The 25188-nt window shown below is 63.6% G+C and carries 24 protein-coding genes and 1 pseudogene; 14 read left to right on the forward strand and 11 right to left on the reverse strand.

What is annotated here, in order from left to right:
- Positions 1-61 precede the first annotated feature (61 nt).
- From AC1VON_RS11120 to AC1VON_RS11130, 3 genes are all read right to left on the reverse strand, one after another.
- The gene (locus tag AC1VON_RS11120; protein ID WP_172352134.1) at positions 62-973 is read right to left on the reverse strand and encodes a helix-turn-helix domain-containing protein; all 912 of its coding nucleotides are present in this window, start codon (positions 971-973) and stop codon (positions 62-64) included.
- Positions 974-1041: 68 nt separating this feature from the next.
- Positions 1042-2295 carry an aminotransferase-like domain-containing protein gene (locus AC1VON_RS11125; RefSeq protein WP_483122132.1) on the reverse strand — a complete coding sequence of 418 codons (1254 nt, stop codon included), beginning with the start codon at positions 2293-2295 and terminating at the stop codon, positions 1042-1044.
- 14 nt (positions 2296-2309) lie between these two features.
- Positions 2310-2630 carry a DUF1330 domain-containing protein gene (locus tag AC1VON_RS11130; protein ID WP_172352133.1) on the reverse strand — a complete coding sequence of 107 codons (321 nt, stop codon included), beginning with the start codon at positions 2628-2630 and terminating at the stop codon, positions 2310-2312.
- A gap of 136 nt (positions 2631-2766) precedes the next feature.
- Here AC1VON_RS11130 and AC1VON_RS11135 point away from each other — a divergent pair, with 136 nt between their 5' ends.
- Positions 2767-3204 (forward strand): Lrp/AsnC family transcriptional regulator, encoded by a 438-nt coding sequence (locus AC1VON_RS11135; protein ID WP_172352132.1) that lies wholly within the window; start codon positions 2767-2769, stop codon positions 3202-3204.
- A 37-nt stretch (positions 3205-3241) separates the two neighbouring features.
- Here AC1VON_RS11135 and AC1VON_RS11140 read toward each other — a convergent pair.
- The 8 genes and pseudogenes from AC1VON_RS11140 to AC1VON_RS11175 all read right to left on the reverse strand — a co-directional run.
- A pseudogene (locus AC1VON_RS11140) lies at positions 3242-3328 on the reverse strand (Atu4866 domain-containing protein); the annotation flags it as partial.
- 185 nt (positions 3329-3513) lie between these two features.
- A complete protein-coding gene (locus tag AC1VON_RS11145) occupies positions 3514-4584 on the reverse strand; it encodes an ABC transporter ATP-binding protein (protein ID WP_483122133.1) in 1071 nt (356 codons plus the stop codon).
- A gap of 34 nt (positions 4585-4618) precedes the next feature.
- A complete protein-coding gene (locus tag AC1VON_RS11150) occupies positions 4619-5458 on the reverse strand; it encodes a BtpA/SgcQ family protein (protein ID WP_172352130.1) in 840 nt (279 codons plus the stop codon).
- A gap of 77 nt (positions 5459-5535) precedes the next feature.
- A complete protein-coding gene (locus tag AC1VON_RS11155) occupies positions 5536-6318 on the reverse strand; it encodes an amidohydrolase family protein (RefSeq protein WP_483122135.1) in 783 nt (260 codons plus the stop codon).
- A complete protein-coding gene (locus AC1VON_RS11160) occupies positions 6315-7259 on the reverse strand; it encodes a carbohydrate kinase family protein (RefSeq protein ID WP_172352128.1) in 945 nt (314 codons plus the stop codon). Before AC1VON_RS11160 ends, AC1VON_RS11155 begins: the two co-directional genes overlap by 4 nt.
- Positions 7256-8110, reverse strand: a complete 855-nt coding sequence (locus tag AC1VON_RS11165; RefSeq protein ID WP_483122138.1) for a carbohydrate ABC transporter permease — start codon at positions 8108-8110, stop codon at positions 7256-7258. The genes AC1VON_RS11160 and AC1VON_RS11165 overlap by 4 nt, the downstream gene beginning before the upstream one ends.
- A 1-nt stretch (position 8111) precedes the next feature.
- Positions 8112-9017, reverse strand: a complete 906-nt coding sequence (locus AC1VON_RS11170) for a carbohydrate ABC transporter permease (protein ID WP_483122140.1) — start codon at positions 9015-9017, stop codon at positions 8112-8114.
- A 162-nt stretch (positions 9018-9179) separates the two neighbouring features.
- A complete protein-coding gene (locus tag AC1VON_RS11175; RefSeq protein WP_483122142.1) occupies positions 9180-10565 on the reverse strand; it encodes an ABC transporter substrate-binding protein in 1386 nt (461 codons plus the stop codon).
- 153 nt (positions 10566-10718) lie between these two features.
- On the opposite strand from AC1VON_RS11175, the gene AC1VON_RS11180 reads away from it, so the two are divergent.
- The 13 genes from AC1VON_RS11180 to AC1VON_RS11240 all read left to right on the forward strand — a co-directional run bounded on the left by AC1VON_RS11180 (position 10719) and on the right by AC1VON_RS11240 (position 25125).
- A complete protein-coding gene (locus tag AC1VON_RS11180; RefSeq protein ID WP_172352124.1) occupies positions 10719-11693 on the forward strand; it encodes a sugar-binding transcriptional regulator in 975 nt (324 codons plus the stop codon).
- A gap of 586 nt (positions 11694-12279) precedes the next feature.
- Positions 12280-13059 (forward strand): class II aldolase/adducin family protein, encoded by a 780-nt coding sequence (locus AC1VON_RS11185; RefSeq protein WP_281411454.1) that lies wholly within the window; start codon positions 12280-12282, stop codon positions 13057-13059.
- A 3-nt stretch (positions 13060-13062) separates the two neighbouring features.
- Positions 13063-14004, forward strand: a complete 942-nt coding sequence (locus tag AC1VON_RS11190) for an NAD(P)-dependent oxidoreductase (protein WP_483122145.1) — start codon at positions 13063-13065, stop codon at positions 14002-14004.
- Between the two features lie 66 nt (positions 14005-14070).
- Entirely contained in the window at positions 14071-14784 is a 714-nt protein-coding gene (locus tag AC1VON_RS11195) for a GntR family transcriptional regulator (RefSeq protein WP_483122147.1), read from the forward strand.
- A gap of 119 nt (positions 14785-14903) precedes the next feature.
- Positions 14904-16010 carry a LacI family DNA-binding transcriptional regulator gene (locus AC1VON_RS11200; protein WP_483122149.1) on the forward strand — a complete coding sequence of 369 codons (1107 nt, stop codon included), beginning with the start codon at positions 14904-14906 and terminating at the stop codon, positions 16008-16010.
- A 31-nt stretch (positions 16011-16041) separates the two neighbouring features.
- Complete coding sequence (locus AC1VON_RS11205; protein ID WP_172352118.1) at positions 16042-17145, forward strand: ABC transporter substrate-binding protein; 1104 nt, start codon at positions 16042-16044, stop codon at positions 17143-17145.
- A gap of 48 nt (positions 17146-17193) precedes the next feature.
- Positions 17194-18033, forward strand: a complete 840-nt coding sequence (locus AC1VON_RS11210; protein WP_483122151.1) for an ABC transporter permease — start codon at positions 17194-17196, stop codon at positions 18031-18033.
- Positions 18030-18839 (forward strand): ABC transporter permease, encoded by an 810-nt coding sequence (locus AC1VON_RS11215; RefSeq protein WP_483122153.1) that lies wholly within the window; start codon positions 18030-18032, stop codon positions 18837-18839. The genes AC1VON_RS11210 and AC1VON_RS11215 overlap by 4 nt, the downstream gene beginning before the upstream one ends.
- A gap of 45 nt (positions 18840-18884) precedes the next feature.
- Positions 18885-19904 (forward strand): dimethylarginine dimethylaminohydrolase family protein, encoded by a 1020-nt coding sequence (locus AC1VON_RS11220; RefSeq protein WP_483122155.1) that lies wholly within the window; start codon positions 18885-18887, stop codon positions 19902-19904.
- On the forward strand, positions 19905-20963 hold the full coding sequence (locus tag AC1VON_RS11225) for an ABC transporter ATP-binding protein (RefSeq protein WP_483122157.1): 1059 nt from the start codon (positions 19905-19907) through the stop codon (positions 20961-20963). It abuts the gene before it with no gap.
- Positions 20964-21059: 96 nt separating this feature from the next.
- Positions 21060-22421 (forward strand): Xaa-Pro aminopeptidase, encoded by a 1362-nt coding sequence (locus tag AC1VON_RS11230; protein WP_483122159.1) that lies wholly within the window; start codon positions 21060-21062, stop codon positions 22419-22421.
- 502 nt (positions 22422-22923) lie between these two features.
- A complete protein-coding gene (locus AC1VON_RS11235; RefSeq protein WP_483122160.1) occupies positions 22924-23643 on the forward strand; it encodes a TetR/AcrR family transcriptional regulator in 720 nt (239 codons plus the stop codon).
- A 474-nt stretch (positions 23644-24117) separates the two neighbouring features.
- Positions 24118-25125: an ABC transporter permease gene (locus AC1VON_RS11240; RefSeq protein ID WP_483122163.1), complete on the forward strand. Its 1008-nt coding sequence runs from the start codon at positions 24118-24120 to the stop codon at positions 25123-25125.
- Positions 25126-25188 lie beyond the last annotated feature (63 nt).

A 25188-nucleotide genomic window follows, 5' to 3' on the forward strand; every position in this document is an offset into this window, starting at 1 on the left:
GAAATCCGTACATGACGGCGCGGTCGGCTAGCCGCATCGCCGAACGAGATTGGGCCCGACCTCAGACACGGCCGCGGCGCCAGCGAAGCGGAGTCATGCCCGTCGCTTTCCGGAAAGAGGTCGTGAAATGGCTCTGGTCGGCAAAACCGCAACAGAGCGCGATTTCGGCCAGCGAGAGCTTCTCCTTGCCAAGCAGGTCCTTGGAGCGGCCTACGCGCTTGGCGACGATCCAGTCATGCGGCGTCTTGCCCGTGGCCTGCCGGAACATGCGCGAGAAGTGCCGCACGCTCCAGCCGACGATGTCCGCCAGGTCCAGAAGCAGGATGTCGCGATGCAGATGCGCGTCGACATAGTCCTCGAGCTTGCGCCACTCCCGCAGCGAAAACGGGCCGGGCGCGAGCTTTGGCGTGACCGTGCCGGCACGCATTACGAGGTGGCAAACGAGCGCCTCCACCAGTCGATCGGCAAGCGAGCGGTTGATCGGTTCGTCCTCGCCGCTATTCTCCCACAGCCGCCGCAGAACAGCGTTGACGAATGCGTCGTTGCCCGAGGAGCCGCCAAGCGGTGCGAAGGTTGCGGCCAGGTCCGCCGGACAATCCGGCCCCAACAACTGGCTCACCAGCGCCGTCGGGATTGCCAGGATGATCAGCCGGCGGTCGCCGCCCGCACGCCAGCGGCTGTCGGTACCCGGCGGGACGATGATCAGATCGCCGGTGCGTGACTGCCCGGACGTCCAGCCCGACCCCATATTCCAGTCATAGCTGCAGGCAGCATCAAGCGGCGTCGAGACGACCAGTTCGTCGACGGCCGGATCAACGAACTCATGCCGGCTCTGCTCGACCAGGATCAGGCTGGAGCGCATGCTGCCTTGAATGTGCCTGTGCTGCTGCGGAAACGCCCCGTAAGCCGACCGCATGTAGAAGTCGGCATAAGTCCGATAAGCGGGATCGACGTGCGTTATCTCGGTTCTCAAGTCCAGCTTCCGCGCAGCGCAGGGGGGTTCGACAAGGCATCCTTCAAGCGATCAAGCGGCCCTTCCGGTCATTGACCAAGCCTGCGGACCGCAGCAGCCAGCCGCCGCACCCCTTCGTGCAGCCGCTCGGGCGCGTTGAGCGTGAAGTTGATGCGAATGGCGCGACGGTCCTCGCCGGTCACGTCGAACACGCTGCTGGGCGTGACGCAGACGCCTTCCTCCAGCCCCAACCGCATCAGCTCGTCTGTGTCGAGCGATGGATTGCGCGCCGTCGCCCAGACGAACATGCCGCCTTGCGGCTTTTCCCAGGCGAAGAGCGAGCCCAGATGTTCTTCCATCGCCTCGCACAAGGCGTCGCGGCGCGCGCGGTAGAGCGCCAGGATTTGCGGCTGAATCCGCTCGGGCAATCCGGCGTTCATGGCATCCAGCACGAGCCGCTGGCTGAGCCCGCTGGTGCACATATCCGAGCCCTGTTTGGCGACGGTCAGTGCCCGGATCATCTCGGGCGCGGCGACTACCCAGCCGACACGCAAGCCCGGCGCGACTTCCTTGGAAAGCGTGCCCGTGTAGACGACGGGTCCCCGATAGGGTTCCGCATCGGCCTCGCCCATCAGCTTGCCTGAAAGCGACAGCAGGCGCGGCAGCGGCGCGCCGTCATAATACAGACCGCCATAGGGGTCGTCCTCCACCAGCCAGACGCCGGTCTGGTGCGCCGCTTCCACCATCGCGACACGCTGGCCGTGCGTCACCAGCTTGCCGCTCGGGTTGGAGAAGTTGGGCACCGTGTAGACGAAGCTGGCGCCCTCGAATGCCGTCGGATAGTCCAGCGTATTGCTGCCCGGTGTGAATGGGCGATAGTGCGGCGCGCGCGGCCGCCATGCATCGATCGCGCCAAGATAGGTTGGAGCATGCGCGGCGATGACGCTTCCTTGTTCGAGCAGCACCTTGCCGATCAGGTCGAGCGCCTGCATGCCGGCGGTGGTGACGATGACGTTTTCGCGTGTCAGCCGCACGTATTCGTCGCTGAAGCGTTCGGCCAGACGGTCGCGCAATGCCGGCAAACCGTCGATCTGGCTGTAGCTCAGCACTTCCGGGCCATGCTTGCGAAGCGCCTCGGCAGCGATGCCGGCCAGTTCCTCGGCCGGATAGGTCGTCGGCTCGGGCAAGCCGCCCGCGAGGTTGATCACGTCGGCCCTTTCGGCCACCGACAGGAAGGTCTTGGTGACGTCGTTGGTCGTCGACAGCCACGCCGCGAATGGCGGCCGTCTGCCGCCCGGCACCTTTGCACGGTCGTCCATCGCCGGGGCGAGATCGCTTGCCACCACGTCGATTCCTCTCAGACCAATGGATCGGGCGCTGCGCTGTGCGGCCGACCTTCCTGCAGGATCATCCGTCCGTCGGAAGCCGACGCCCGGCGAAACTCCGACGCGCTCTGGTACTCCGGATCGTTGTACCAGGCCTCGGCCGACGCCCGATCGGGGAATTCGAGTATGACCATGCGCTGCGTGAAGGGTTCGCCTTCCGAGGTCGTGACCGGCTCGCCGCGCGTCAGGAACCTGCCGCCGTAGCGTGCCAGCGTGCCGGGCGTCACCGCCGTGTATCTCTTGTAGGTTTCGGCATCATGCACGCGCATCGTGCAGATCATGTAAGCCGCCAATCCTTCGTCCTCCCCGCGTTGCGATGATGTCGAGCTTAGGACGGGCTGAAGAGCGTTTTACACCAAATGACATCGCCATCTTGAGATTCCTTGCAGTTTCTCTCTATGATCTGCGTAAGATGTGGTGAAATCAGCCATGACGATTCTGGATGCCATCGACCATAAGATCCTGCGCGAACTGCGGGCCGACGCGCGCGTCTCGACGGTCGATCTGGCCGCGCGCGTCGGCCTGTCTCCGACGCCCTGCGCGCGCCGCGTGAAACGCCTGGAGGATAGCGGTGTGATCCAGGGCTACGCTGCGCGGATCAACCCGTCCGCTATGGGTTTGGCGATCTGCGTCATCGTCTCGGTGCGTCTGGGCAAGCAAGGCCCTGAAGGGGCCGGTGAATTCCTGCGCGAGGTCGCCAAACGGCCGGAGATCACCGAATGCCTGCTGGTGACCGGGAACATCGACTACCTGCTGCGTGTCTGGGTCAAGGATATAGCCGCGCTCCGCAACTTCATCAGCAATGTCCTGCAGTCGATCCCGTCGGTAGCCGAGACCTCCACGATGGTAGTGCTGAACCTGGACTAGTCGGAGGCCGGCTGGGTGAAGCTGTATCCGACTGCAGCCGGTATGCACCCTCTCGACGGCCGCGCGCTTCGTCATAGCGACCGTTGGGAAGCAGATTATGGCGAATGTGGCCGTCAGCGGTAATTCACAGGCCGTCATAGGGGATTCTTGGCTCGATTGGTGGTCGCCACGCTGAAATAGCCGGTCAGATCCGGAATCCCCCGATCCTCGAACTCATTCCGCGCGAACTCTCGGAAAATCGGCGAGGGATGGCCCGACGACCACCCATGGAGCCGATACGTCGGCGCTTGGGGCCCGACCCCGCGTGCTTCAGATGACTTTTCCGCTTTCCGCGTCGAAGACGTGAAGGGCTTCGGCCGGAAACGACAGCCATAGACGGTCGCCATCGCGCGAAGCGAAATCGGCCTTGACGATGGCGAGGATGTCGGTTCCCGCCGCGTCGACCACCAGATGCGTCTGCGGCCCTGTCGGCTCCGCCACTTTCAGCGTGCCGGTAAGATCGCCGGCCTGACGGTCCACGATCACACTTTCGGGCCGAATGCCCAGCACGATGCGGTTCGTCGACGAAGCGTAGGCGCGGACCGGTAGGGCGATCTCCGAGCCATCGCCAAGCACGGCCTTGATGCCCGCCGCCGTTTGGCGAAGCTCGGCCTTAACCACGTTCATTGCCGGCGAGCCGATGAAGCCGGCGACGAACAGGTTGGCCGGCCTGTTGTAAAGTTCGAGCGGCGAGCCGACCTGTTCGATGTTGCCGCCGTTGAGGACGACGATGCGGTCCGCGAGCGTCATCGCCTCGATCTGGTCGTGCGTGACATACACGGCGGTCGTTCGGACGCGATGATGCAGGAGCTTGATTTCACCGCGCATCTGCACGCGCAGTTTGGCGTCGAGATTGGACAGCGGCTCGTCGAACAGGAACACCGAGGGGTTGCGCACGATGGCGCGGCCCATGGCGACGCGCTGGCGCTGGCCGCCGGACAGTTGGCCGGGCTTGCGGTGCAGGAGGTCGGCGAGGTCGAGCATGCGCGCGGCCTCCTCGACGCGGGTGGCGATCTCCGCCTTGCCCTTGCCGGAGAGCTTCAGGTTGAAGGCCATGTTCTCGGCCACCGTCATGTGCGGGTAGAGCGCATAGCTCTGGAAGACCATCGCCACGTTGCGGTCGCGCGGGCTGTCGTCGTTGACCTTGCGCCCGTCAAGCAGGATGTCGCCGCGCGAGGCGCTCTCCAGCCCGGAGATGATGCGCAGCAGCGTAGACTTTCCGCAGCCGGAGGGACCGACGAGCGCCACGAACTCGCCATCCCCTATGCTGAGGTTGATGCCGCGGATGATGGCGGCAGCGCCGAATGATTTCTCGACGCCGCGCAGTTCGATGGATGCCATGGATCAGCCCCTCTCTTCCGGACCGGTGTGGATGTCAGCGGACCTTGCGTACCGCGTCCATCAGCGCCTGGACCTTGGCCAGCACGACCCTGTCGCCGTGCATCTTGCCGTTGCCCTTGACGTAGCTGCCGACGATGGCGCCGTCGGCGACAGACAGAAGCTCGGCGGCGTTGTCGCTGCTGAAGCCGCTGCCGACCAGGATCGGCCCGACGGCGCCGGCGCGGATCTGCTTGACTTCGGCGGGCGCCGTCGGATGGCCGGTGCGGGTGCCGGTTGCGATCAGGATGTCGGCGCCGAAGAACTCGACGTCGCGAGCCTGGTCCTCGATGTCGCGGTCGCCGACGATGGCGTGGCTGCCATGCTTCACGTGCACGTCGGCCAACACGACGATATCCTCCGCGTCGAGTTCGCGCCGGTAGCGCATGGCGTGGGCCGAGGCACCCTCGATGATGCCCTCATTGGCCACATAGGCATTGGCCCACTGGTTGACGCGTACGAACTGCGCGTTCGAGCTCTTGGCGCAGGCAAGCGAGGCCTTGGCGGCGTTGGCGACGATGTTGAAGCCGAGCGGAAGCTTCGTGGCGCGGCGGATGCGATCGCCGATGACCGACATGGCGCCGATCGTCTCGAAGCCGATGTCGTCAGGCTTGCGGAAAGGGATGTCGCCGGCATTCTCGAGCAGGATCGCGTCGACGCCGCCTTCCTCGAGGACCAGCGCTTCCTCGACCGCCTGGTCATAGACGGCCTGCAGCGACCCGTTCCGGTAGTAGGGCGAGCCGGGTAGTGGCAGCACATGCACCATGCCGATGATGGGCTTGCTGGTGCCGAACAGGCGCTGCAGTACCGGCGTGTTTTTCGTGTCGAGATTCGACATCTTCTTCTCTCCTTGGCTTCCGGTTGGGCGCGCCGACGACGACAAGTCAGCCGATGCGCCTTCGTGTTCTTTTGTCTTCAATCGATGCGCCAGATGCGCGCCGCGTTCTTCCAGAAGACCTTTTCGAGGTCCTCCTCGCTCAGGCTGATGACGCGCAGCTTCTCCTGCTCGACGCGCGGCGACTGGTAGGGCACGTCAGAGCCATATTGCAGGCGATCGACCGAGACATTTTTCAGGAAGGTCATGATGTCGAACGGATAGGCCTGCGACATATCGACATTGATGTTGGGGTATTCCTGGCAAGCGAGGATCGCCTCCCATAGGAAGGCGTGCATGCCGATATGAGCGAGCACGAAGGTGACGTTCGGATAGGCCTTGGCCGCCTGCGCCTGGAGATAGGGCAGGTCGCGCGGCGCATCGCCCGAATGCATGAGGACGGTGAGGTTGTGCTCCTCAGCCTTGTCCAGCAGCGGACCCATGACCTTCATGTCGTTGGGCCGGTAGAAATCATAGCCGGCGACCAGCTTCAAGCCGCGGCAGTTCCATTCGCCGACATAGCGGTCAATGAGCTCCTGGGTGTGCCTGGCGCCGAAGGTCGGGTCGATGCGGGCAACGCCGACGATGCGGTCGGGATATTTCAGCGCGGCGAGGCCGATATCGCCATTGGCCTCGTTGTAGTCGGCATCCCAAGGCGGTGTCTGCCGGCGGTCGTGCGGGAAGAGCACGCCATGCGACGCGCCCTGCTCGTCGAGCAGGCGGATGACGCTGTCGGGGTCGCCCCTGACCAGATAGGGGACGCAGGTGTTGGCGGCGACGTTCTTGTCGGTGCCGTAGTGCATATGGGCGTCGATGACTCTCACAGCGATAGCTTCCTTCCAAAGTTTGCCTCGAAGCGCTGCGCCACGCGTTGCGGCGAGGGCAGGTTCGACTGGCATCCCCATTTCTCGATGATGAAACTGGCGACGGTGGCGCCGATGCGCGCCGCCGTCTCGTGCGAATGGCCGCCGATCAGGCCCTTCAGCGTGCCGGCGACGAAGGAGTCGCCCGCACCGGTGGAATCGACGAAGGCATCGGGCGCGACCGAGGGCATGTCCTGTCGGCCATCGGCGGTGTACCAGGCGCTGCCTTCTCCGCCGCGCGTCACGATCACCAGACGCGGACCATGCGCCAGTATGTCGGCCGCCGACGCGACGCCAAGCGCCTGCATCAGCGCGTCGGCCTCGCCACGGCTGAGGAACAGGACCTCACAGGCTTCCAGGAAGCGTGGCGCAAGATCGCCCGCGGTGGCGACCATGCCGTTGATGGCGGTCAGCGCGCCGGTCTTGCGGGCGTGCTCGATGGCATTCAGCGTATAGGCGCCGAACATCTCGCTGATGACGACCGCGCCGGAACGGTCGATCTCGCCATAGGGCGTGCGCCAATCATCCTGCTTCTCGGCGACGCCGAGATGGGAGACGCAGAAACCGCCATTGGCGGCATCGAAGAAATTGAAGCTGTGCCCGGAACGGGCGCCCTCGATCACCTCGACGCCGGCGAGGTCGACGCCGTTGCGGGTCATGTGGTCAGCGTAGCCCGAGCTGCGAAAATCGTCGCCGACGACCATGCCGAGCCCGACCTTCATGCCGAGCGCGCCGGCAACCGCCGCGATGTTGGCGCTGCAATCGCCGAAATGGATGGTCTCGACTTCTTCCATGGGCATGTCGAGCGGCACGGTCTCTCCGTCGCGCGGCAACCGCTTCATGCGCAGGAGATGATCGAAGATCGTCCACGACCCGATGGAGAAGAGTTCCAGTTCCTTCATTTCACCGCTCCCATGGTCAGTCCGCGGGTAATCTGTTTCTGGAACAGCACGGCGGCGATCATGCCGGGCAGCGCCGAAACCATCGCCGAGGCCGCCATCATGCCCCACTTGATCTGGTCGAAGGTCATGGCCTGCAGAATGCCCATGGTCACCGGGCGCGTGCTGCCGCCGGCGAGCACGAGGCCGAAGATCATGTTGTTCCAGCTGAATATGAAGGCGATCATCATGGCGCTGGCGATGCCCGGCCTCGCGATCGGCACGACGATCCTGGTGAGCATGGTCCAGATGCGGGCGCCGTCGATGCGCGCGGCCTCCTCGATCTCGATCGGCATGTCGCGAAAGAAGCTCGCCAGGATCAGTATCATCAGCGGCAGGGTGATCAGCTGGTGCACGAGAATCATGCCGACATAGCTGTCGTATAGGCCGATGCGCGTGTAGATGACGTAGAGCGGCAGGATGACGGCAAGTTCGGGCGCGAAGCGGAACGACAGGAAGGTGAAACGCAGCTTGTCCGACGTCTTGTCCCGGCGCCGCGCCAGTGCATAGGCGGCGGGGATGCCGAGCAGCGCCGAGATCAGCACTGCACCGCCCGAGATGATGACAGAGTTCATAAGGAACTTGAGGAGGTCGGGGACCTGGCCGCCTGCGCGCTGCGCCTCGTTGCCGAACAGCACCTCGACATAGTTTTCGAGCGTGGGCGTGAACAGGAAACGCGGCGGATAGGCGATGATGTCGCCGAAGTTCTTGATCGACATCATGAAGATCCAGACCAGTGGGAACAGCACGAAGCCGGCGAAGGCGAGGTAGCAAAGCGCGAGCGCGAGTTTTTGCGCGAGGGTGCGAAGGAACATGCTAGAGGCCACGGTTCTTCGCCTCCTGCTTCTGCCAGAAAGCCAGCAGCGCGCCGCTGATCGTGTAGCAGACCAGCCAGAGCACGAAGACGATGGTCATGGCGCGGCCGAGGCTCGACCAGCGATAGGCCTCCTCATAGGCCATGACATGCAGGGTTCGGGTGGCGTCGAGCGGTCCGCCCTTGGTGGTGGAGTAGATGATCTCCAGCGACTTCAGGGAATCGGAAACGCGAAACAGCGCGACCAGCAGCAGATAGGGAGCCAGCAGCGGCAGTTTCACATAGCGGATGACCTGCCAGGCATTGGCGCCGTCGATGCGTGCGGCCTCCACGACCTCGCCCGACACGGACTGTAGGCCGGCGAGCAGGATGATGGTGGCCAGCGGAGTGAACAGCCAGGTGTCGATCAGGATGATCGACATCATCGCCGTCGACGGGCTGGTGAGCCAGGACAGCGGCTCGATGCCGACCTGCGCCAGCAGCCAGTTCAGCACGCCGCTCTGGGGATGCATCATGGTCTTCCAGATGAGGCCGGCGACCACCGGCGGCACCAGCAGCGGGAGCACGACGGCGGAACGGAAGAAGGATTGCAGCCGGCCGGGAACGTCCAGCAGGATGGCGAAGGCGAGCCCGAGCGGCAGCTGGATCGCCAGTGCCGCGCCGGCATAGGTCAGCGTATTTGCAAGGCCATTCCAGAACAGCGGCGTCTCGAACAGGTTGATGTAGTTGTTGAGGCCGACGAATTTCGAGGCCGGGATGTAGAGCTTCTGGTTGGTGAGGCTGGTGTAGATGCCGCTCAGGAACGGATATGTCGTCGACATGAGCAGGATGAGCGCCGGCGCCAGCATGGCGTAGAATGCGGCCTTGCTCATCCATGTCTTGTCGGCTTGGGCTGTGATGCGGGCCATGGGAACTGTTCTGGTTGCTGGTGTCACATTGCCCGTGGCGATTTTCGTCGAAGGGCCGCCGTGTGGGAAGAGCGATGCGGCGCGCGAGCGAGCTTGCGCGGGGGGATCCTGTTGAGACCCACCGGGTGCTCCCGGGTCAAGCCCGGGAGCAGGGCTGGACGACTATTCGTCGAGCATTTTCTGGATGTCGGCCTGCGCGTTGCACAGATTGGTCTTCACGTCGCCCTGGCCGAAATAGGATTTCTGGATCGCCTCGGCCCAGCGGTCGAGCATGCGGGTCAGCTCGGGATGCGGCGGGAAGCGGATGGTCGCGACCTCGGCTTCGGTCTTGGCGGCTTGGATGTACTGGCCGGGCGTCTCACCCCAGCTCTCCATCAGCTTCGCCACTTCGGGCGCATCCCAGGCCGATTTGCGCACCGGGTTCATGTTGCCGGCCAGATGCGTCTTGATCATCGTCTCCTTGGACGTCACCCACTGCATGAACAGCCAGGCGGCGTCCTTGTGGGTGGAGGCGGAATTCATCGACAGCGACCAGATCCATGCGGCGGCGGCGCGCTTGCCATCGGGGCCGAGCGGCGTTGGCGCATAGCCGACATCGCCGGCAATGGCGGATTGCTTGGGGTCCTCATAGGTCGGTGCGAACAGGTTCGCCTCGTTGAGCGAGAACACATACTGGCCCGACGCGAAGCCCTGCATGGCCTCGTACCAGGTGAAGGCGCCGGCGCCCTCGGGAGAGGCCTTCTTGATCAGGGTGACGAAATCCTGCGTGGCCGCGATGCTCTTGTCTGAGCAGATCTGCAGCTTGCCGTCCTTGTCCAGCATCTCGACGCCATAGGATTGCAGCATCGTCCCGAAGGTCAGGTAGGGCAGGTCCCAGTAGCGATCGAAACGGGTGATGATGCCGTGCATCTTGCCGTTGGGGCCATCGATGGCCAGCTTGTCGGACATGGCCAGCAGGTCGGCATAGGTCTTGGGCACCTGGAGGCCGAGCTTCTTCAGAAGGCTCGGGCGATAGGCCAGCTGGTAGGATTCGAAATTGATCGGCAGCGTCCACAGCGAACCCTCGCCGATGCCCTTGAGCGGGGTGAGGTCCCAGCGGCCGGCTGACAGGATGGAGGGAATGAAATCATTGACGTCGTAGTCAGCGGCGGTCTTGTCGGTATTGGCGATCAGGCCGTCGAGCGGCTCCAGCCAGCCGGCGGCGGCATACTGCCAGTTGTTGAGCGGCGAGGTCATGAAGACGTCGTAGGTGCCGGTCTTGGATGACAGGTCGGCAAGCAGCTTTTCAAAACCGGACTGCTCGGCCAGTTCCTCATAGGTCACCTTGATGCCGGTCTTGGCGGTGAATTCCGGCAGCAGCGGCTTCAGGCTTTCGACGAACGGGTGCGAGATCAGCATCAGGTTAATGGTCTGGCCGTCGGCGGCCTTCCAGTTCATCTCGGCGTAGGCCGGAGCGGATGCAAGCGACAGGGCCGAGGTCGCGACGAGCGCGGCAGCAACAGTCACGCGGCCGCGGCTCAGGCCGCGCCGGAGTAAGGACGAAAACATTGGCAATTCCCCTTGTTCAAGGCGTGAGAGCGGACACTTTGAATTTTTGTTGGCGGCGCTTGCACTTTATTGCAATGGCTGCACAAATGAAGCTAGATGAGCTGAAACGGCCGGTCAACCACAAATGTGCACGCTCTGCACGAAAGTTTACGCATGACGCATAATGAAGAAGACCTGCTGGTGCAGCTCGCCTGGCTCTATTACGTGGGCAACAAGAATCAGGAGGAGATCGCCAACCAGCTGGGCCTGTCACGCTTCAAGATAAACCGCATGCTGGCGCGGGCTCGTGAAAAAGGGCTGGTCAAGATCGCCATCCAGCACGAGACGGCGCAATCGCTCGATGTTGCCGGTCAGATCCAGGCGGCGTTCGATCTCAGGGAATGCATCGTCACGCCGGCGATCGCGGTACCCGGCGGCAATGCGGACGAGGACGAGAACAATGCGCGACGCGCGGTCGGCATCGCGGCGGCGTCGTTCCTGGAGAGGCGGCTGAGCGCGGCGGAGCCGGTGACGATCGGCCTGGCGTGGGGGCGCACGATCGCCGCGATGGTCGACGAACTTCCAAAGCTCTCCAAGGCTGACCTGAAGATCGTCTCGCTGATGGGCTCGCTCAGCCGCAATGCCAGGACCAACCCGTTCGATTGCGTCCATTCCCTGGCACAGCTCTGCGAAGGCGAGGCCTATATCCTGCCGGCCCCGTTCATCGCCGACAGCGAGGCCGACTATCAGGTGATCATGAGCCAGAAGCTCGTCCAGCAGGCCCTGAAGCTTGCTCGCTCGGCTGATTTCTATATCGCCTCCTTTGGCGACTGCTCGAAACAGTCCTTCATCTACCATCACGACCTGCTGCACGACGACGAGATCGACCAGGTCATCAATGCCGGTGCCGTCGCCGACATGCTGGGCAAGTTCTTCGACAAGGACGGCGCCTTGCTTGACAATACATTGAACCGCCGCACGCCGAGCGTGTCCTATGAGGATATTCGCAGCCGCGACGTTGTCCTGCTGGCGGCCGGCCTGTCCAAGGCGAAGGCGCTTGTCGCCCTGCTGCGCTCGGGCACGATCAACCGGCTGATCGTCGATGGCGATCTTGCGGCCGGCCTCCTTCCGCTGATCGGCCGCGGCTAGGTCTGTTTCTTCATCGCGGCCCGATGACTGCCCCAGGCTTCGTGGCGGCCCACCTGCATTTGCATGACGCCAAGGCGACCTCACGCCTTGACCTGGCGGTTCGCCTTTAAGAATCTGGACCAGGGCGGAGACGTGGTCCCTGGCGAGCGTGCCCAGGTTGGCACCTACCGCCGCCGAGAGTAGCGTGGTGTCGGGCTTTTGCACTTCGGCGGCCTTGATCAAGTGCCGGGTGTGGTAGGTCAAGGCCGCGGCCAGGGTGAGCCGCCTTTCTATCCCATCGGAGCTCAGGGCACCGGAGGCGCGGCGCTCCGCCCGGATAGTCAGTTGCCAAAATCGCTGGTCAAGGATGAGCGCCTGCTTGGCGACCGAGTACATATTTTTCCATTCAGACGCCGCTTTGCGCCGAAAGAAAGCTGAAGCAGACCCATAGACCCCGACCGAAGAGCGCGGCTTTCGTCGGTGCTGTCTTCACGGTGGCGTTATCCTGGGTGGGTTACGCGTTTTCTGAAGCGAGTGCCCCTCGCCGCGGGCCGGAGAAGCGGACCGGACGTGCGCGACCGGCTGTCGATTCATCCGGAAAAGTTGACTGCATACAGGAACTCAAGTATGCGGCAAGCATCAACAGGAAGGACGATCCACACCGATGTCGACCGCTGAAATGGCTATGCGCGAGGATCTGGCGGCGGCTTATCGACTGATCGCCCGGTTTGGGATGGATGACATCATCCACACGCACATATCCGCGCGTCTGCCCGAAGAGCCGGAACTCCTGCTTATCAACCGCTACGGCGATCTCTTTCGGGAGGTGACGCCGGAATCGCTGGCGGTCATCAATCACCATGGCCAGCAGATGCGTGGCCAGCAGGTGCCGATCAACACTGCGGGTATCGTCATTCACACCGCCGTCCACGCCGCGCGCCCGGATGCGGTCTGTGTCATGCACACGCATACCGCGGCCGGTGTCGCGGTCAGTTGCCTCGAGGAAGGACTCCTGCCGCTCAACCAGACCTCGCTGCTCTTCTACGGGCAGATCGGCTATCACGAATTCGAGGGCATAGCGCTCGATCCCGGCGAACAGGAGCGCTTGGTCGCCGACCTCGGCGACAATCGCGCCATGATCCTGAGAAACCATGGGCTGTTGACCGTCGGGCGATCCATCGGAGAGGCTTTCTCCCTGATGTACAATCTCGAACAGGCCTGCCGTATCCAGCTTTCCGCTCTGGGCAGCGGACGCCCCATCCACCTGCCGAGCAAGGAAGTGTGCGAGCGCACCGCCAGCCAGTATGCGGCCGATCCCGATGGCGCGGCGGAACTGGAATGGCTGGCGCTGCGCCGGCTTGCCGGAATGCCCCTCGACGGGCATTGATCGATGCGGATCGTCATCGCCGATCCGCTTGCTTACAGTGTCCCCTTCGAGCGCGCGCTGCGCGCCGCTCTTCCTTCGGCGGACTTCGTCCGATGGCCCGATCTGGCGGACGGCGCCGAATACGATCTCCTGGTCGCCTGGAATCTGCCCAAGGAGATGACCGCGCTGCCACGGTCGCTGCGCGCGATCTTCTGTTTTGGCGCGGGAACGGATCAGCTTCTCGACGATCCCCGCATTCCGCCCGACCTCCCGGTCGCGCGCCTGCGGGACCAAGGTCAGGCCGAGCAATTGCTGGACTATGCGATGCACGCGGCTTTCGCGCGCCTGCTTGACGATGTCGCTGTCAGAGCGGATCAGCAGGCCCGCCTGTGGCGCCCGCCCGATCGCCAGAACCGGACCCGCGGTTCGCTGCGGACGGCCGTGCTTGGACTGGGTCCCCTCGGTCTGCATGTCGCGCGGGGGCTTTCGACCGCCGGCTTCCCAGTGTCCGCCTGGTCGAGAACCGCCCGTCGGATCGACGGCGTCATTTGCCTGCACGGCGACGACGGGCTCAGCGCCTGCGTCGACGGCGCCGATGTCCTCGTCAATCTCCTGCCCTCCATGCACGAGACGAAGGGCATATTGTCGGACCGGCTGTTTTCCCGCCTCGCGCCCGGCGCTTACGTCGTCAATCTCGGCCGCGGCGACCACCTCGATGAGCAGGCGCTGCGCGCCGCGCTCGATCGGGGACAGCTCGGCGCCGCGTGGCTGGATGTCTTTGCCGTCGAGCCCCTGCCGCCCGAACACTGGTTCTGGCGGCACGACCGGGTCCGGCTGACGCCGCATCGCGCCGGCCTGCCGACACCTCAGGGCGCTGCGGCGTCCATTGCCGCCGTCGCGACGGCGCTCGAACAGGGCCACGGCCTTCCGGACTTGGTCCGGCCTGGGAAACTGGTTGAAAATTGAGCCGATCTCGCAACTGCACAAAGATTGTGCTTGACTCGAAATATGCCTGAATGCCAGCATGCCGCCATGCTGAACTTGGGCACCTCACTCCTCGCGGATCAGAACGAGCGTCGAAACAGGATCTCGTCGAAGGCCTATGTCGAGTTGCGCGAGGCGATCATCACCGCGCGCGTCGCGCCCGGCGCCAATTTCTCGGAAACGGATGTCGCGCAGTCGCTCGGCATCAGCCGCACCCCCGTGCATGAGGCGTTCACGCGGCTTTTCGACGAGGGTCTGATCGAGATCTCACCCCAAACCGGCACCCGCGTCTCGCTGATCGACATGGCTCGCGTCCGCGAGGCGGTATTCATCCGCTCCACGCTTGAAAGCGCGGTGATCGCCAACAGCGGTGTCAAGCCGGATCCGGCCTTGCTGGACGAGGTCGAGCTGTTGCTTCGGGCGCAGGAGCGTCTCGTCCAAGGCGATGACATGGGCGCCCTGCACCGCGCCGACATGGCCTTCCATGCAGGTCTGCTCGGCGCTTTCGCGCATCCTCGGGCTTGGACCGCGTGCCAGCACGTTTCGGCCGACATGATGCGCGTCCAGTTCCTGATCGGCATGAAACCGGATCACATCCGCTCGGTCATCGCCGAGCACCGTGCCATTTTCGACAAGGTGCGGGCCGGCAACATGGCCGAGGCCGCGCTGCTAATGGCGGCGCACATCCGAAATGCCGATTTCGACCAGTTGAGCCTGGAGCGCGAACATAAGGAATTCTTCCGGTCCGGAGACCTCCCGTGAGCGCCGCCGTCCTTCGCCCCCTCTCCATTGCGGAAGGCGCGCGCGATTTTTTTTGGCCCGTTTATGAAACCGGTTTACTGAAGCGGTTATCTGCACATGTCTCGCGGGAGTGGAGCCGCTTGTCGGGAAGATTGAAGGTCACCATCCGTGACGTTGCGCGGGCAGCCGGCGTGTCCGTCACGTCCGTTTCCCGTTATCTGAACGGGCAGATCAGCCTGCCTGAGCCGACGGCGAGCCGTATCCAGCTGGCGGCGGAGCGCCTTGGCTATCATCCCAACGCGATCGCCCGCAGGCTCAGCAGCGGCAAGAGCGAGACACTCGGCCTCATCACCGCCGACATCGCCTATCCGCTGTTTGCCGAGATCGCCAGCGCGTCGGAGGCCGAGGCCGCGAGGCTTGGCTACAATCTCCTGATGTTCAACAGCCGCAACCTGGTGGAGAAGGAAGTCTCCTTCCTGTCGCGCATCGAGGACCGGCAGGTCGACGGCATCCTGCTTCTCACCAACCATCATGATGACGGGCGGCTGTTGCGGCGGATCAACGAGACCGGAAACGTCGTGCTTCTCGACGAGGACGTGCCGGGCGCGAAGGCGCCGCGCCTGTTTGCCGACAACGTCCATGGCGGTCTCCTGGCGACACGCCATCTGATATCTCGCGGCCATACCCGCATCGCCGCCATCGGCGGGCCGAAGGGGCTTCTCAGCACCACCGAACGTCTCGACGGCTTCACGCGGGCGCTTGGCGAGGCTGGTCTTGATGCCGATCCCGCCCTTTTGAGGTTCTGCGAATACGAGGAGGCGCCCGCCTCGATCGCGTTTCTCGACCTGCTTCGGCAGGACGAGCCGCCCACCGCGATCTTCACCTTCGGCGACATGCTGGCCACTGGCGCCATGCGGGCCGCGCTGCAGGCCGGAATCCGCATTCCGGACGACATTTCTCTCGTCAGCTTCGACGATATCCACAATGCGGACCTGCTGGCGCCGGCGCTGACCACCGTGCGTCAGTCGGCGGCCGAGTTCGGCACGCGCGGCGTCAACATGCTGCTCGATTTCATCGCCGGCAGGAAATCCGGAACGGCGATCGAACGGGTCGGCGTCGAACTCGTCATACGCAGTTCGGTGGCGCCGCCGCACGGTCGTCCGTCAGGACGTTCGGTAGTGCATACCGGCTCTGGAAGCCCAGATGGGCGCCCGGTGCCGGCCTGGGAGGAGAAGCAAGAAAACTAGTCGCTTCCACGGACGTGAAAGGGGAACACACATGTCCATCAATCGCTTTGGTCAAGACGCAGCGTTGATTGCGCTTGATAAGTTCAAAACTGGGAAGATCGATCGCCGAGGCTTCATCACCGCCATGGCCGGGCTTGGCATCGCAGTCGCGTTCAAGCCTGGGCGGGCCTCCGCCGCGGCGTCGGAAATCGTTGTCTGCAACTGGGGCGGGGCCGCCCTCGAAGCCTTCCAGAAGGCCTATGGCGCGCCCTTCAAGGCCAAGTCCGGCATGGAGGTCGTCATCGATGGCACCGGCCCGGCGACGGGCGCGATCCGCGCCATGGTCGATTCCAAGAATGTCACCTGGGATGCCACGGATGGCGGCATGACGGACGCCGTCGTGCTCGGCAAGGGCGGTTACCTCGAGCCGATCGATTATTCCATCGTCGACAAGTCCCTTGTCGGCGAAGGGCTGTCGGCCGAGTTCGGCATCTGCAACTACACCTATTCCAATGTGCTGGCCTATGACGCCAAGAAGGTCGGCGCCACGGCCCCTTCGAGCTGGAACGACTTCTTCGATCTCGAAAAGTTTCCCGGCAAGCGTACCATGTGCAAATGGATTCAGGGGCAGCTCGAAGCCGTGCTGCTCGCCGACGGTGTCAAGCCGCAGGATATCTATCCGCTCGACGTCGACCGCGCCTTCAAGAAGCTCGAGCCGCTGCTGCCCAATCTGATCTTCTGGGAGTCGGGCGCGCAGAGCCAGCAGCTCTTCCGCGACGGCGAGGTGGTCATGGGCAATATCTGGCATACGCGCGCCAACCTGCTGCGCAAGGAAAACCCGGACTACACCTGGACCTGGAACCAGAACCTGATGTTCGCCAGCGCCTGGTCGGTGCCGAAGGGCAATCCCGCCGGCAAGAAGGTCTTCGACTTCATCAATTCGTCGATGGACCCGGAAGGCCAGGTGACGCTGTTGCGCCTCATGGGCAACGGCCCGTCGAACCCGAAGGCGCTGGCGCTGATGACCGACGAAGACAAGGCGGTCTATTCGCTGGCCCCCGAGAATGCCAAGACAGGTCTGGCCGTCTCGGCGCAATACTATGCCGACAACGAGGCCGAACTGCAGAACAAGTTCCTCGACTTCATCTCGCGCTAACCATTGGAGACCACCACCGGCCATCGGCCGGTGGTGGTTCGAAAGACCATGACGTCATTCCAGCGTTGGGCCTTCTGCCTGACGGTGCCGGCGGCGCTTTTGACCCTGTGTCTCTACGTGCTGCCCATCCTTCAGGTGTTGGCGCTCAGTTTCACCGAGCCGACCTTCGGCATCGGCAATTACGTGGCTCTGTTCCAGAATGCCGCAATCGGCCGCGTCGTGCGCACGACCGTCTTCGTCTCGGCGGTGACGACCGCGCTTACGATCGTCATGAGCTATGCCGTCGCCTTCGCGCTGGTCCACATGCCGCCGGCGACGCGCCGCGTCGCCCTGTTCATGGTCATGGTGCCATTCTGGATATCGGTGCTGGTGCGCGCCTTTGCCTGGATCACCATCCTGCGCCGAAACGGCGTGCTCAATTCGGCCCTGGTGGGCAGCGGAGCCGTCGGTGAACCTCTCGAACTGGTCTACAACCAGTTCGGCGTCATCGTCGGCATGGTGCATTACATGATGCCCTTCGCCATCATGCTGCTCTACGCGAACCTGTCGGAGATCGACCACAGGATCATCCAGGCGGCGCGATCGCTCGGCGCGCGCCCGGTCACCATCTTCTTTCGTATCTGGGTGCCGCTCAGCATGCCCGGCCTGGCAATCGCCAGCCTGTTCATCGTCATCTTCTCGCTCGGCTTCCTCGTCACTCCGGCGATCCTTGGCGCCGGCAGGGTGCTGATGGTCGCCGAATACATTTCCGTGCAGATATCCTCGACCCTGCGCTGGGGCGTGGCGACGGCACTGTCGACGATGCTCCTGCTCGTCGTCGGTGCCCTTATCGCGCTGGCGATGCGCAGCCCGGCGTTGCGCGCGGCCTTCGAAGGCGGCCGCAAATGACGCCACGCACCCGCCGTCTGCTCGAACGCGCGCTGCCAAAGCTCTTCGCCTGGCTGCTGCTCGCCTTCCTGTTCGTTCCGGTGCTCGTGGTCATCCCCGTGGCGTTGACCGACCGGGACTATCTGTCGCTGCCCAAAAGCGGCATCTCCTTCGACCATTTCGCGGCGCTCGCCAACTGGCGCGCGGGCTGGATGCCCAGCATCTTCACCAGCCTCGGCATCGCCGTGGCCTCAAGCATCGTCGCGACCGCCGTTTCGGCGGCCTTCGCCATGGGCGCATGGGTCTATGTCGGACGCTGGCCGACGATCCTGCGCGTTGTCCTGCTTTCGCCGCTGATCGTGCCGCCGATCATCTATGCGGTCGGCATGGTACGCCTGTGGTCGAAGCTGGGCCTTCTCGACACATGGCTTGGCGTCACCATCGTCCATGTGATCCTGGCGATGCCGCTTGCCGTGCTGGCGATAGGCGCTTCGCTGTCGAACCTCGATCCGCGTCTGGTGCAGGCGGCCCGCTCGCTCGGCGCGCGCCCGGCGACGATCTTCGGGCGCGTGATCCTGCCCAACATAGTGCCGGGCACGGTCGCCGGGGCGATCCTCGCCTTCATTGTCTCCTGGGACGAGATCACCGTGACGCTGTTCATCACCAGCCGTGGCATCGTCACCCTGCCGCGCAAGATCTGGACGAGCATCGCCGATGCCGTCGACCCCGCGCTGGCCGCGATCGCTACCGTCATGCTGGCGGTCACTATCGTCGGGCTCATCCTGCGCATGACCGTCTGGGAACGTATCGCCCAGCGCCGGTCATGACACGACCTTCAATCGCTTCGCTTGTTCAGAAAGGAAATCGAAGACATGACTGCCCACAGCGCCGCAATGAGCGAGCACGAATACCGCGAGGCCAAGTTCTTTCAGACCTTCGGCTCCGTCCCGACGCCGGCTTTCCATGACCCGCAAGAGCAGACCCGCGTCTGGGGCCGGCCCTGGGGTTGCACCAATGATGTCGGCAAGCTGCGCGCCGTGCTGATGCACCGGCCTGGCGAGGAGATCAATGTCGTCGACAAGAGCAAGCCCATGCCCGAGATCGGCGGTTTCGGCGATCCGGAAAAAGGCTGGTACTTCATGGGCAAGACACCGCCGGATCTCGCCGCCATGCAGGCAGCGCACGATAGCTTCACCAAGCTGTTGCGCACGGAGGGCGTCGACGTCATCCTTACCGAGAAGGCAGCCCCCGGCGCTCTCAAGTCGACCTTCTGCCGCGACAGCGTCATCGGCGTGAAGGGCGGCGCGATCGTCACCCGCCTTGCCCGCCGGGCGCGCCGCGGCGAGGAACTGATGGTCACCCAGGCGCTCGCCAAGGCCGGTTGCCCGATCCTCGGCACGCTGCATGGCGAAGCGGTGTTCGAAGGCGGCGGGTTCGCGCTCCTCGACGACAAGACCGCCGTCTGCTCGGTCTCCGTCGCCTGCAACGCCGAGGGCGTGCGGCAGGTCGAGATGATCCTCAACAGCCTGGGCGTCGAGTTGATCAAGGTGCCGATGCCCGGCTATCGCATCCACATCGACGGCAGCTTCATGATGATCGACAAGGAGACGGCGATCATCAACATCAACGAACTGCCCTATGTCTTCATCGACTATCTGAACAAGCGCGGCATGAAGCTGATCGAACTTCCGCCGGAGGACAACGCCTTCTCGCTCAACTGCCTGGCGATCGCACCGGGTCGGGTCGTCATGCACGCCACCCGCACGCCGCGCCTGGCCGACCGGCTCGACGCCGCCGGCATCGAGATCCTGACGCTGGACTATGAATGCATCGAACTGAACGGGGGCGGCATTCATTGCTCGACGGGTCCGCTCGCCCGGGATCCGATCTGAATGTCCTTTCTCGACGTCCGAAACCTCCGCAAGACCTACGGGTCGGCCGTCGCGCTCGACGGCATCGACCTGTCGATCGAGGCGGGGGAGTTCGTAACCTTGCTCGGCCCTTCGGGGTCTGGCAAGACGACGCTGCTAATGTCGGTCGCCGGGTTCACCAAGCCGGACGACGGCGCCATCCTGCTGGATGGCGTCGACATCACGCGCGTCGACCCGGAGGACAGGAATTTCGGACTGGTCTTCCAGGGCTATGCGTTGTTTCCCCACCTGAACGCCGCGGACAACATCGCCTTCCCCTTGAGGGTCCGCAAATGGGACAAGGCCAGGATCGCCGCGAGGGTGGAAGAGATTCTCAATCTCGTCGGCCTGGACAGGCTGGCCGCGCGCAAGCCGCGTGAATTGTCGGGCGGTCAGCAGCAGCGCGTGGCGATCGGCCGCGCGCTGGCCTTCGGGCCGAAGATACTGCTGCTCGACGAACCGCTGTCGGCGCTCGACCGTACGCTGCGCGACACCATGCAACGCGAACTCAAACGGCTGCATCGGCAGACCGGTGTGACCTTCGTCTATGTTACCCATGACCAGGAGGAAGCCTACGCCATGTCGGACCGCATAGCCGTCTTCCACAATGGCGCGATCGTTCAGGTCGGCACCCCGCGCGACATATACCGCGCGCCCGCCTCGCGCTTCGTCGCGGGCTTCCTCGGCGGCAACAACATCGTTTCGGCGCGCGCCGTCGATGGCGGCATCGAGCTGTTCGGAAGCCGGGCGCCGATGCCCGATGGCTACGACGCGTCGCGGCATGGCCGATCGGCGCTGACGGTCTGGATGCGTCCGGAGGACATCGCCATCGGCGAGCCGTCCCCCGGGGCCATCGCCTTTCCCGCCATTGTCGCCGACGTCTCCTTCGTCGGCTCGTCCGAGCGCATGACCGTGTCCACCCCGGACGGCCAGGAACTCCTGCTCCTGGCATCCTCGGCGACGGCGCGCGGCATCGCTGCCGGCGACAAGGTCCCCTGCAGCGTGCTGCCCTCCAGCATCGGCTTTCTTGCCGATGAATGACGTGCCGGCGAACAGGACGGCATCCGTCGCCGTCGCATCCAACTGACGATCGGCTTCAGCCGAAAATCCGCATTCCCTGACAGATTGAGAGACATGATGAGCATTAGCCTTCGCACCGTCGACATCCCCGATTTCGGCATCCCCGTCGAGCGCCCTGCCATTCCGCCAGCGACCTATGAGGCCCGTTGCGCCAAGGCGCTCGAGCGCGCCGGCACGGACTGGCTCGCCGTCTATGCCGATCGCGAGCATGCCGCCAACATCGCCTTCCTGACCGGCTTCGACCCGCGTTTCGAGGAGGCGATCCTGCTGCTCGGCAAATCGGGGCAGCGCATCATCGTCACCGGCAACGAGAACCTCGGCTATACGCCTATCGCCGGACTGCCTGGCATCATCACAATGCTGGCGCAGTCCCTGAGCCTCATGGCGCAGGACCGCATGCAGAAGCCGGATCTCGTGGCCGTGCTGCGCGAGGCCGGTATCACGGCGGGCGACAGTGTCGGCCTGGTGGGCTGGAAATATCTCGAAAAGGAGGAATGGTCCGCTCAGCGTCCCACCTTCCTCGTGCCGGCCTTCATCGTCGACGCGATCGCATCGATCGTGTCCGCCTCGTCGATCACCGATGCGACGGCGGTGCTCATGCACCAGGCGGACGGGCTGCGCGCCGTCGTCGATGCCGATCAGATCGCCGAGGCCGAATGGGGCGCGGCCCGGTCTTCAATGGCTGTGTGGCGTATCCTGAGCGGCTTCACGCTCGGCGACACCGAACTGACCGCGGCCTCTCGCATGGGGTATGCCGGCGAGCCGATGAACTGCCATCCGATGTTCGCGACCAATGATGCGTCCGGCCAGGTGATCGGCCTGCGCAGTCCCACGGCGCGCGTGCCCAGCCATGGTGACGGCGTCACCACGGCGGTTGGCTACTGGGGAGGACTGACCGCCCGAGCCGGCCTGATCGCCGAGCATGACGACGCATTTCTGGACGTGGCCAAGGCCTATTTCCGCGGCCTGATCGCCTGGTATGAGGCGGCCGGCATCGGCGCCGAGGGCGGCGCGATCCATGAGGCTGTGATTTCGACCCTGGCGGCGGGCAAGCTGCGCCCAGCCCTCAATCCCGGCCATCTCGTCGGCCTCGACGAGTGGATGAATTCCCCGATCCGTCCCGGCTCCACAGAACGCATCGTCTCCGGCATGCCGTTCCAGGTCGACATCATACCCGTGCCGATGCCCGATGGATGGACGCTCAATTGCGAGGATGCGGTGACCTTCGCCGATGTCGGCTTGCGCGCTGAAATCGCACACCGCCACCCGGCGCTGGCGAAGAGGTTCGAGGCGCGCCGCCGGTTTGTCGCCGAGCGGATCGGCATCACGGTGAAGGAGGATATCCTGCTGCTGTCCGCCATCCCGCTCTGCCTGCCGCCCTTCTGGCTTGCCAGCGGCAAACTTCTAGGCCGCGACTGAGTCCCAGCGGGTCGTCGATGATGCCTAACCAGCGCTTTCGGACCTTCGGCAGGCTTGCCGATAAACGGAAGTCGCGCACGTCGGTGAGAGGTTTCGGGCCATCAGATCGGGCAAGCCCAAAGCTTTTCCGCAAGGCTACCGGGTCACAACGCTTCGTCGGTCGGCTGCTCTGTTATGACCCTGTCGGGTTGTGGGCGGATGGCTGCTTTATTTGTGATTTCATCCCACTGAGCAGACAATCCGCTTCCGGCCCCCAAGGCGAGGATGATTGCCAATGATTTTGTCCAACCCATCTAGCGGTGATCGAAACGGTTGAAACACAGCCGAAAAGCGATTTAATTCACTATCTGGCGAGTGAAGATTGACTCGCGTGTCACATTGATTGATTCTCGGATTGACTTGGCCGGATTGACTTGGAATGCGTCGAATTGCCAAAGCTCGCTTCACAGCGCGCGAAAATGGATGCGCTGGCGTTCGACGGTGAATTGGAAAGGGTATCAGCTTGTCTCAGGAGAGCGGCGTAAGGCGCAAGCGTGCCACGAAAGCAGAGCAACGAGCCGAGACGATCGAGCAGATTCTCGACACCGCCGAATTCCTCTTCTCAAAGCATGGACTGCATGGAGTCGCACTGAAGGACGTCGCTCGAGCCGTCGGTGTGCACCACACGCTGATCAATTACTACTTCACCGACAAGAAGATGCTCTTTGATGCTGTCTTTGCGCGCAGGGCTGCGGTCACCAGCGATCGGCGGATGAAGGCGCTTGCCGATTACGACCAGGCCATGAAAGGCAAGCCCACGGTAGAGGGCGCGCTACGCGCATTTCTCGACACCGATCTCGACCTCTACATCGAAGGTGACGAGGGCTGGAAGAATTACGCTGCCTTGGGTGCCCAGGTGGCGAATACACCGCAATGGGGCGCGGAACTGATGGACAAGCACTTCGATCCCGTCGTGTTGCGACTGGTTGATCTTCTCAAGAAAGCGCTTCCTGGATGCGCTGAAGAAGACATTTTCTGGGGATATCATTTCGTCACCGGGGCACTGATGCTCACGCTCGCTCGAACCGGCCGCATCGACAAGCTGTCGGGCGGACTGTGCCGGTCGGACGATTTCATGGCGGTAAAGGAACGAATGGCGACGTTCATGGCGGCGGGCATCCGGTCCATCTGCGTGAAGCGGGAGGCAGCGGGCGACAGGCTGGGGGCGACGCGCAAGATCTGACCCGCCATTGCCTCGTACGAAGCCACTCTGGCGGGCGCAGTCTCGGCACAATCCAGGACCAAGACCGGTGTCCGTGACCGCCATCTCCGGTCAAGCTCCTGTCGGGAACCCGATCCCAAGCGATATGCTGCCGGCGGCCGACTTCTCACCTTGAGATCATCCTGAAAATCGCCATGGCCGCCTGGGCGGGCGGCCGGTCGAGGCCGTCCGACGCCTGCGTTGCCGGCAGGCGGATCATTCTTGCGTCAAATAACATTCGCTATCTTGTTAGTGAATGTAATTCTTGCTACAGCTTCGCCCGGGAGGAGAGGACATGCAACGCAAGGCAGGGATTGCGGGCTTGACCGGTGGTGGGCTGCGCGATGCACCCCCACGCAACCGTTGGGTCTCGCTTGAAAGGCCGTCGAGGAGCCTTCCGATGGCCGGCCGGCGCGCGCGAAGCCGTCGATACGATCGGCTCGGACGGCGCCTGCCATGACTGAGACCGTGCTGGGGAAAATGACGGGCAGGCGTGAGGTCGGCATGCTCGAGCGCGTCGTGCTCGTCGTGACCTTTGCCCTGGCGGTCTTGTTCGCTCTCTTCATCGATGGATTTGCGACTTCCGGAAACCTGCTGGTCATCCTGTCCAATTCCACTTCCCTCGTCATGCTGAGCTGCGGCATGGCCGTCGTGATCATATCGAGGGGCTTGGATCTGTCCCTGATCGCCCAGATGGTGGCGGGGGCAACCATTTTCAGCATCCTGGTTACCGGCGGCAGCCCGGCCTCGCTGGCATTGCTGGTGGCGGTCGCCGCCATGGTCCTGGTCGGATTCGTGAACGCCTTTCTAATCGCCTATGTGGGCATTCCAGCGATGCTGGCCACTTTGGCGTCGGCCATGTTCATCACCGGCCTGTTTCGGTTCGCGATACTGCGTGGCGAATTCATCCTGCTGCTGCCGAAATCAAATCCTGCGGTAATGTTCCTGTCGGCAAACATCCTGCCCGGCGTGACGGTTCCGGTCGCGCTCATGGTTGCCACCCTTTTTGCGACCTGGCTGCTGCTGAGCTATTCGACCGCCGGCCGCATCATCTATACCATGGGCGACAATTATCAGGCTGCCCGCCTGACCGGCCTGCCGGTGAGAACGACCACCGTGGTGGTGTACGTCTATGCCGCGGTCACCGCACTTCTGGCCGGTCTTGTCACCTCGGCGGCCAGCGGTGCGGTTGACTTCCGGACTGTTTCGAACGGGACGCTGCTGTTTGATGTGATCCTCGTCGTGGTTCTCGGGGGCATACCGCTTCGGGGCGGCCGCGGCGGCCTCAGGAACATCCTGGTCGGGGCGGCGCTCATCGCCATACTGCGCAATGGGATGACGCTCATGAACTTCACCACGCAGATGCAGGATGCCCTGAGGGGGCTGGTCCTGATCCTTGCGATCGTCATCGACAATTATCTGAACCCCAGGGACACCGAAACGGACACCGTTGGCGATCTTTAGAGACTGATAATCAAACAAAGGAGGAGAACATGGTCTATAGAATTGGAAATCGCGTTCGAACCG

The sequence above is a fragment of the Mesorhizobium sp. HAY1-8B genome (assembly GCF_056868045.1).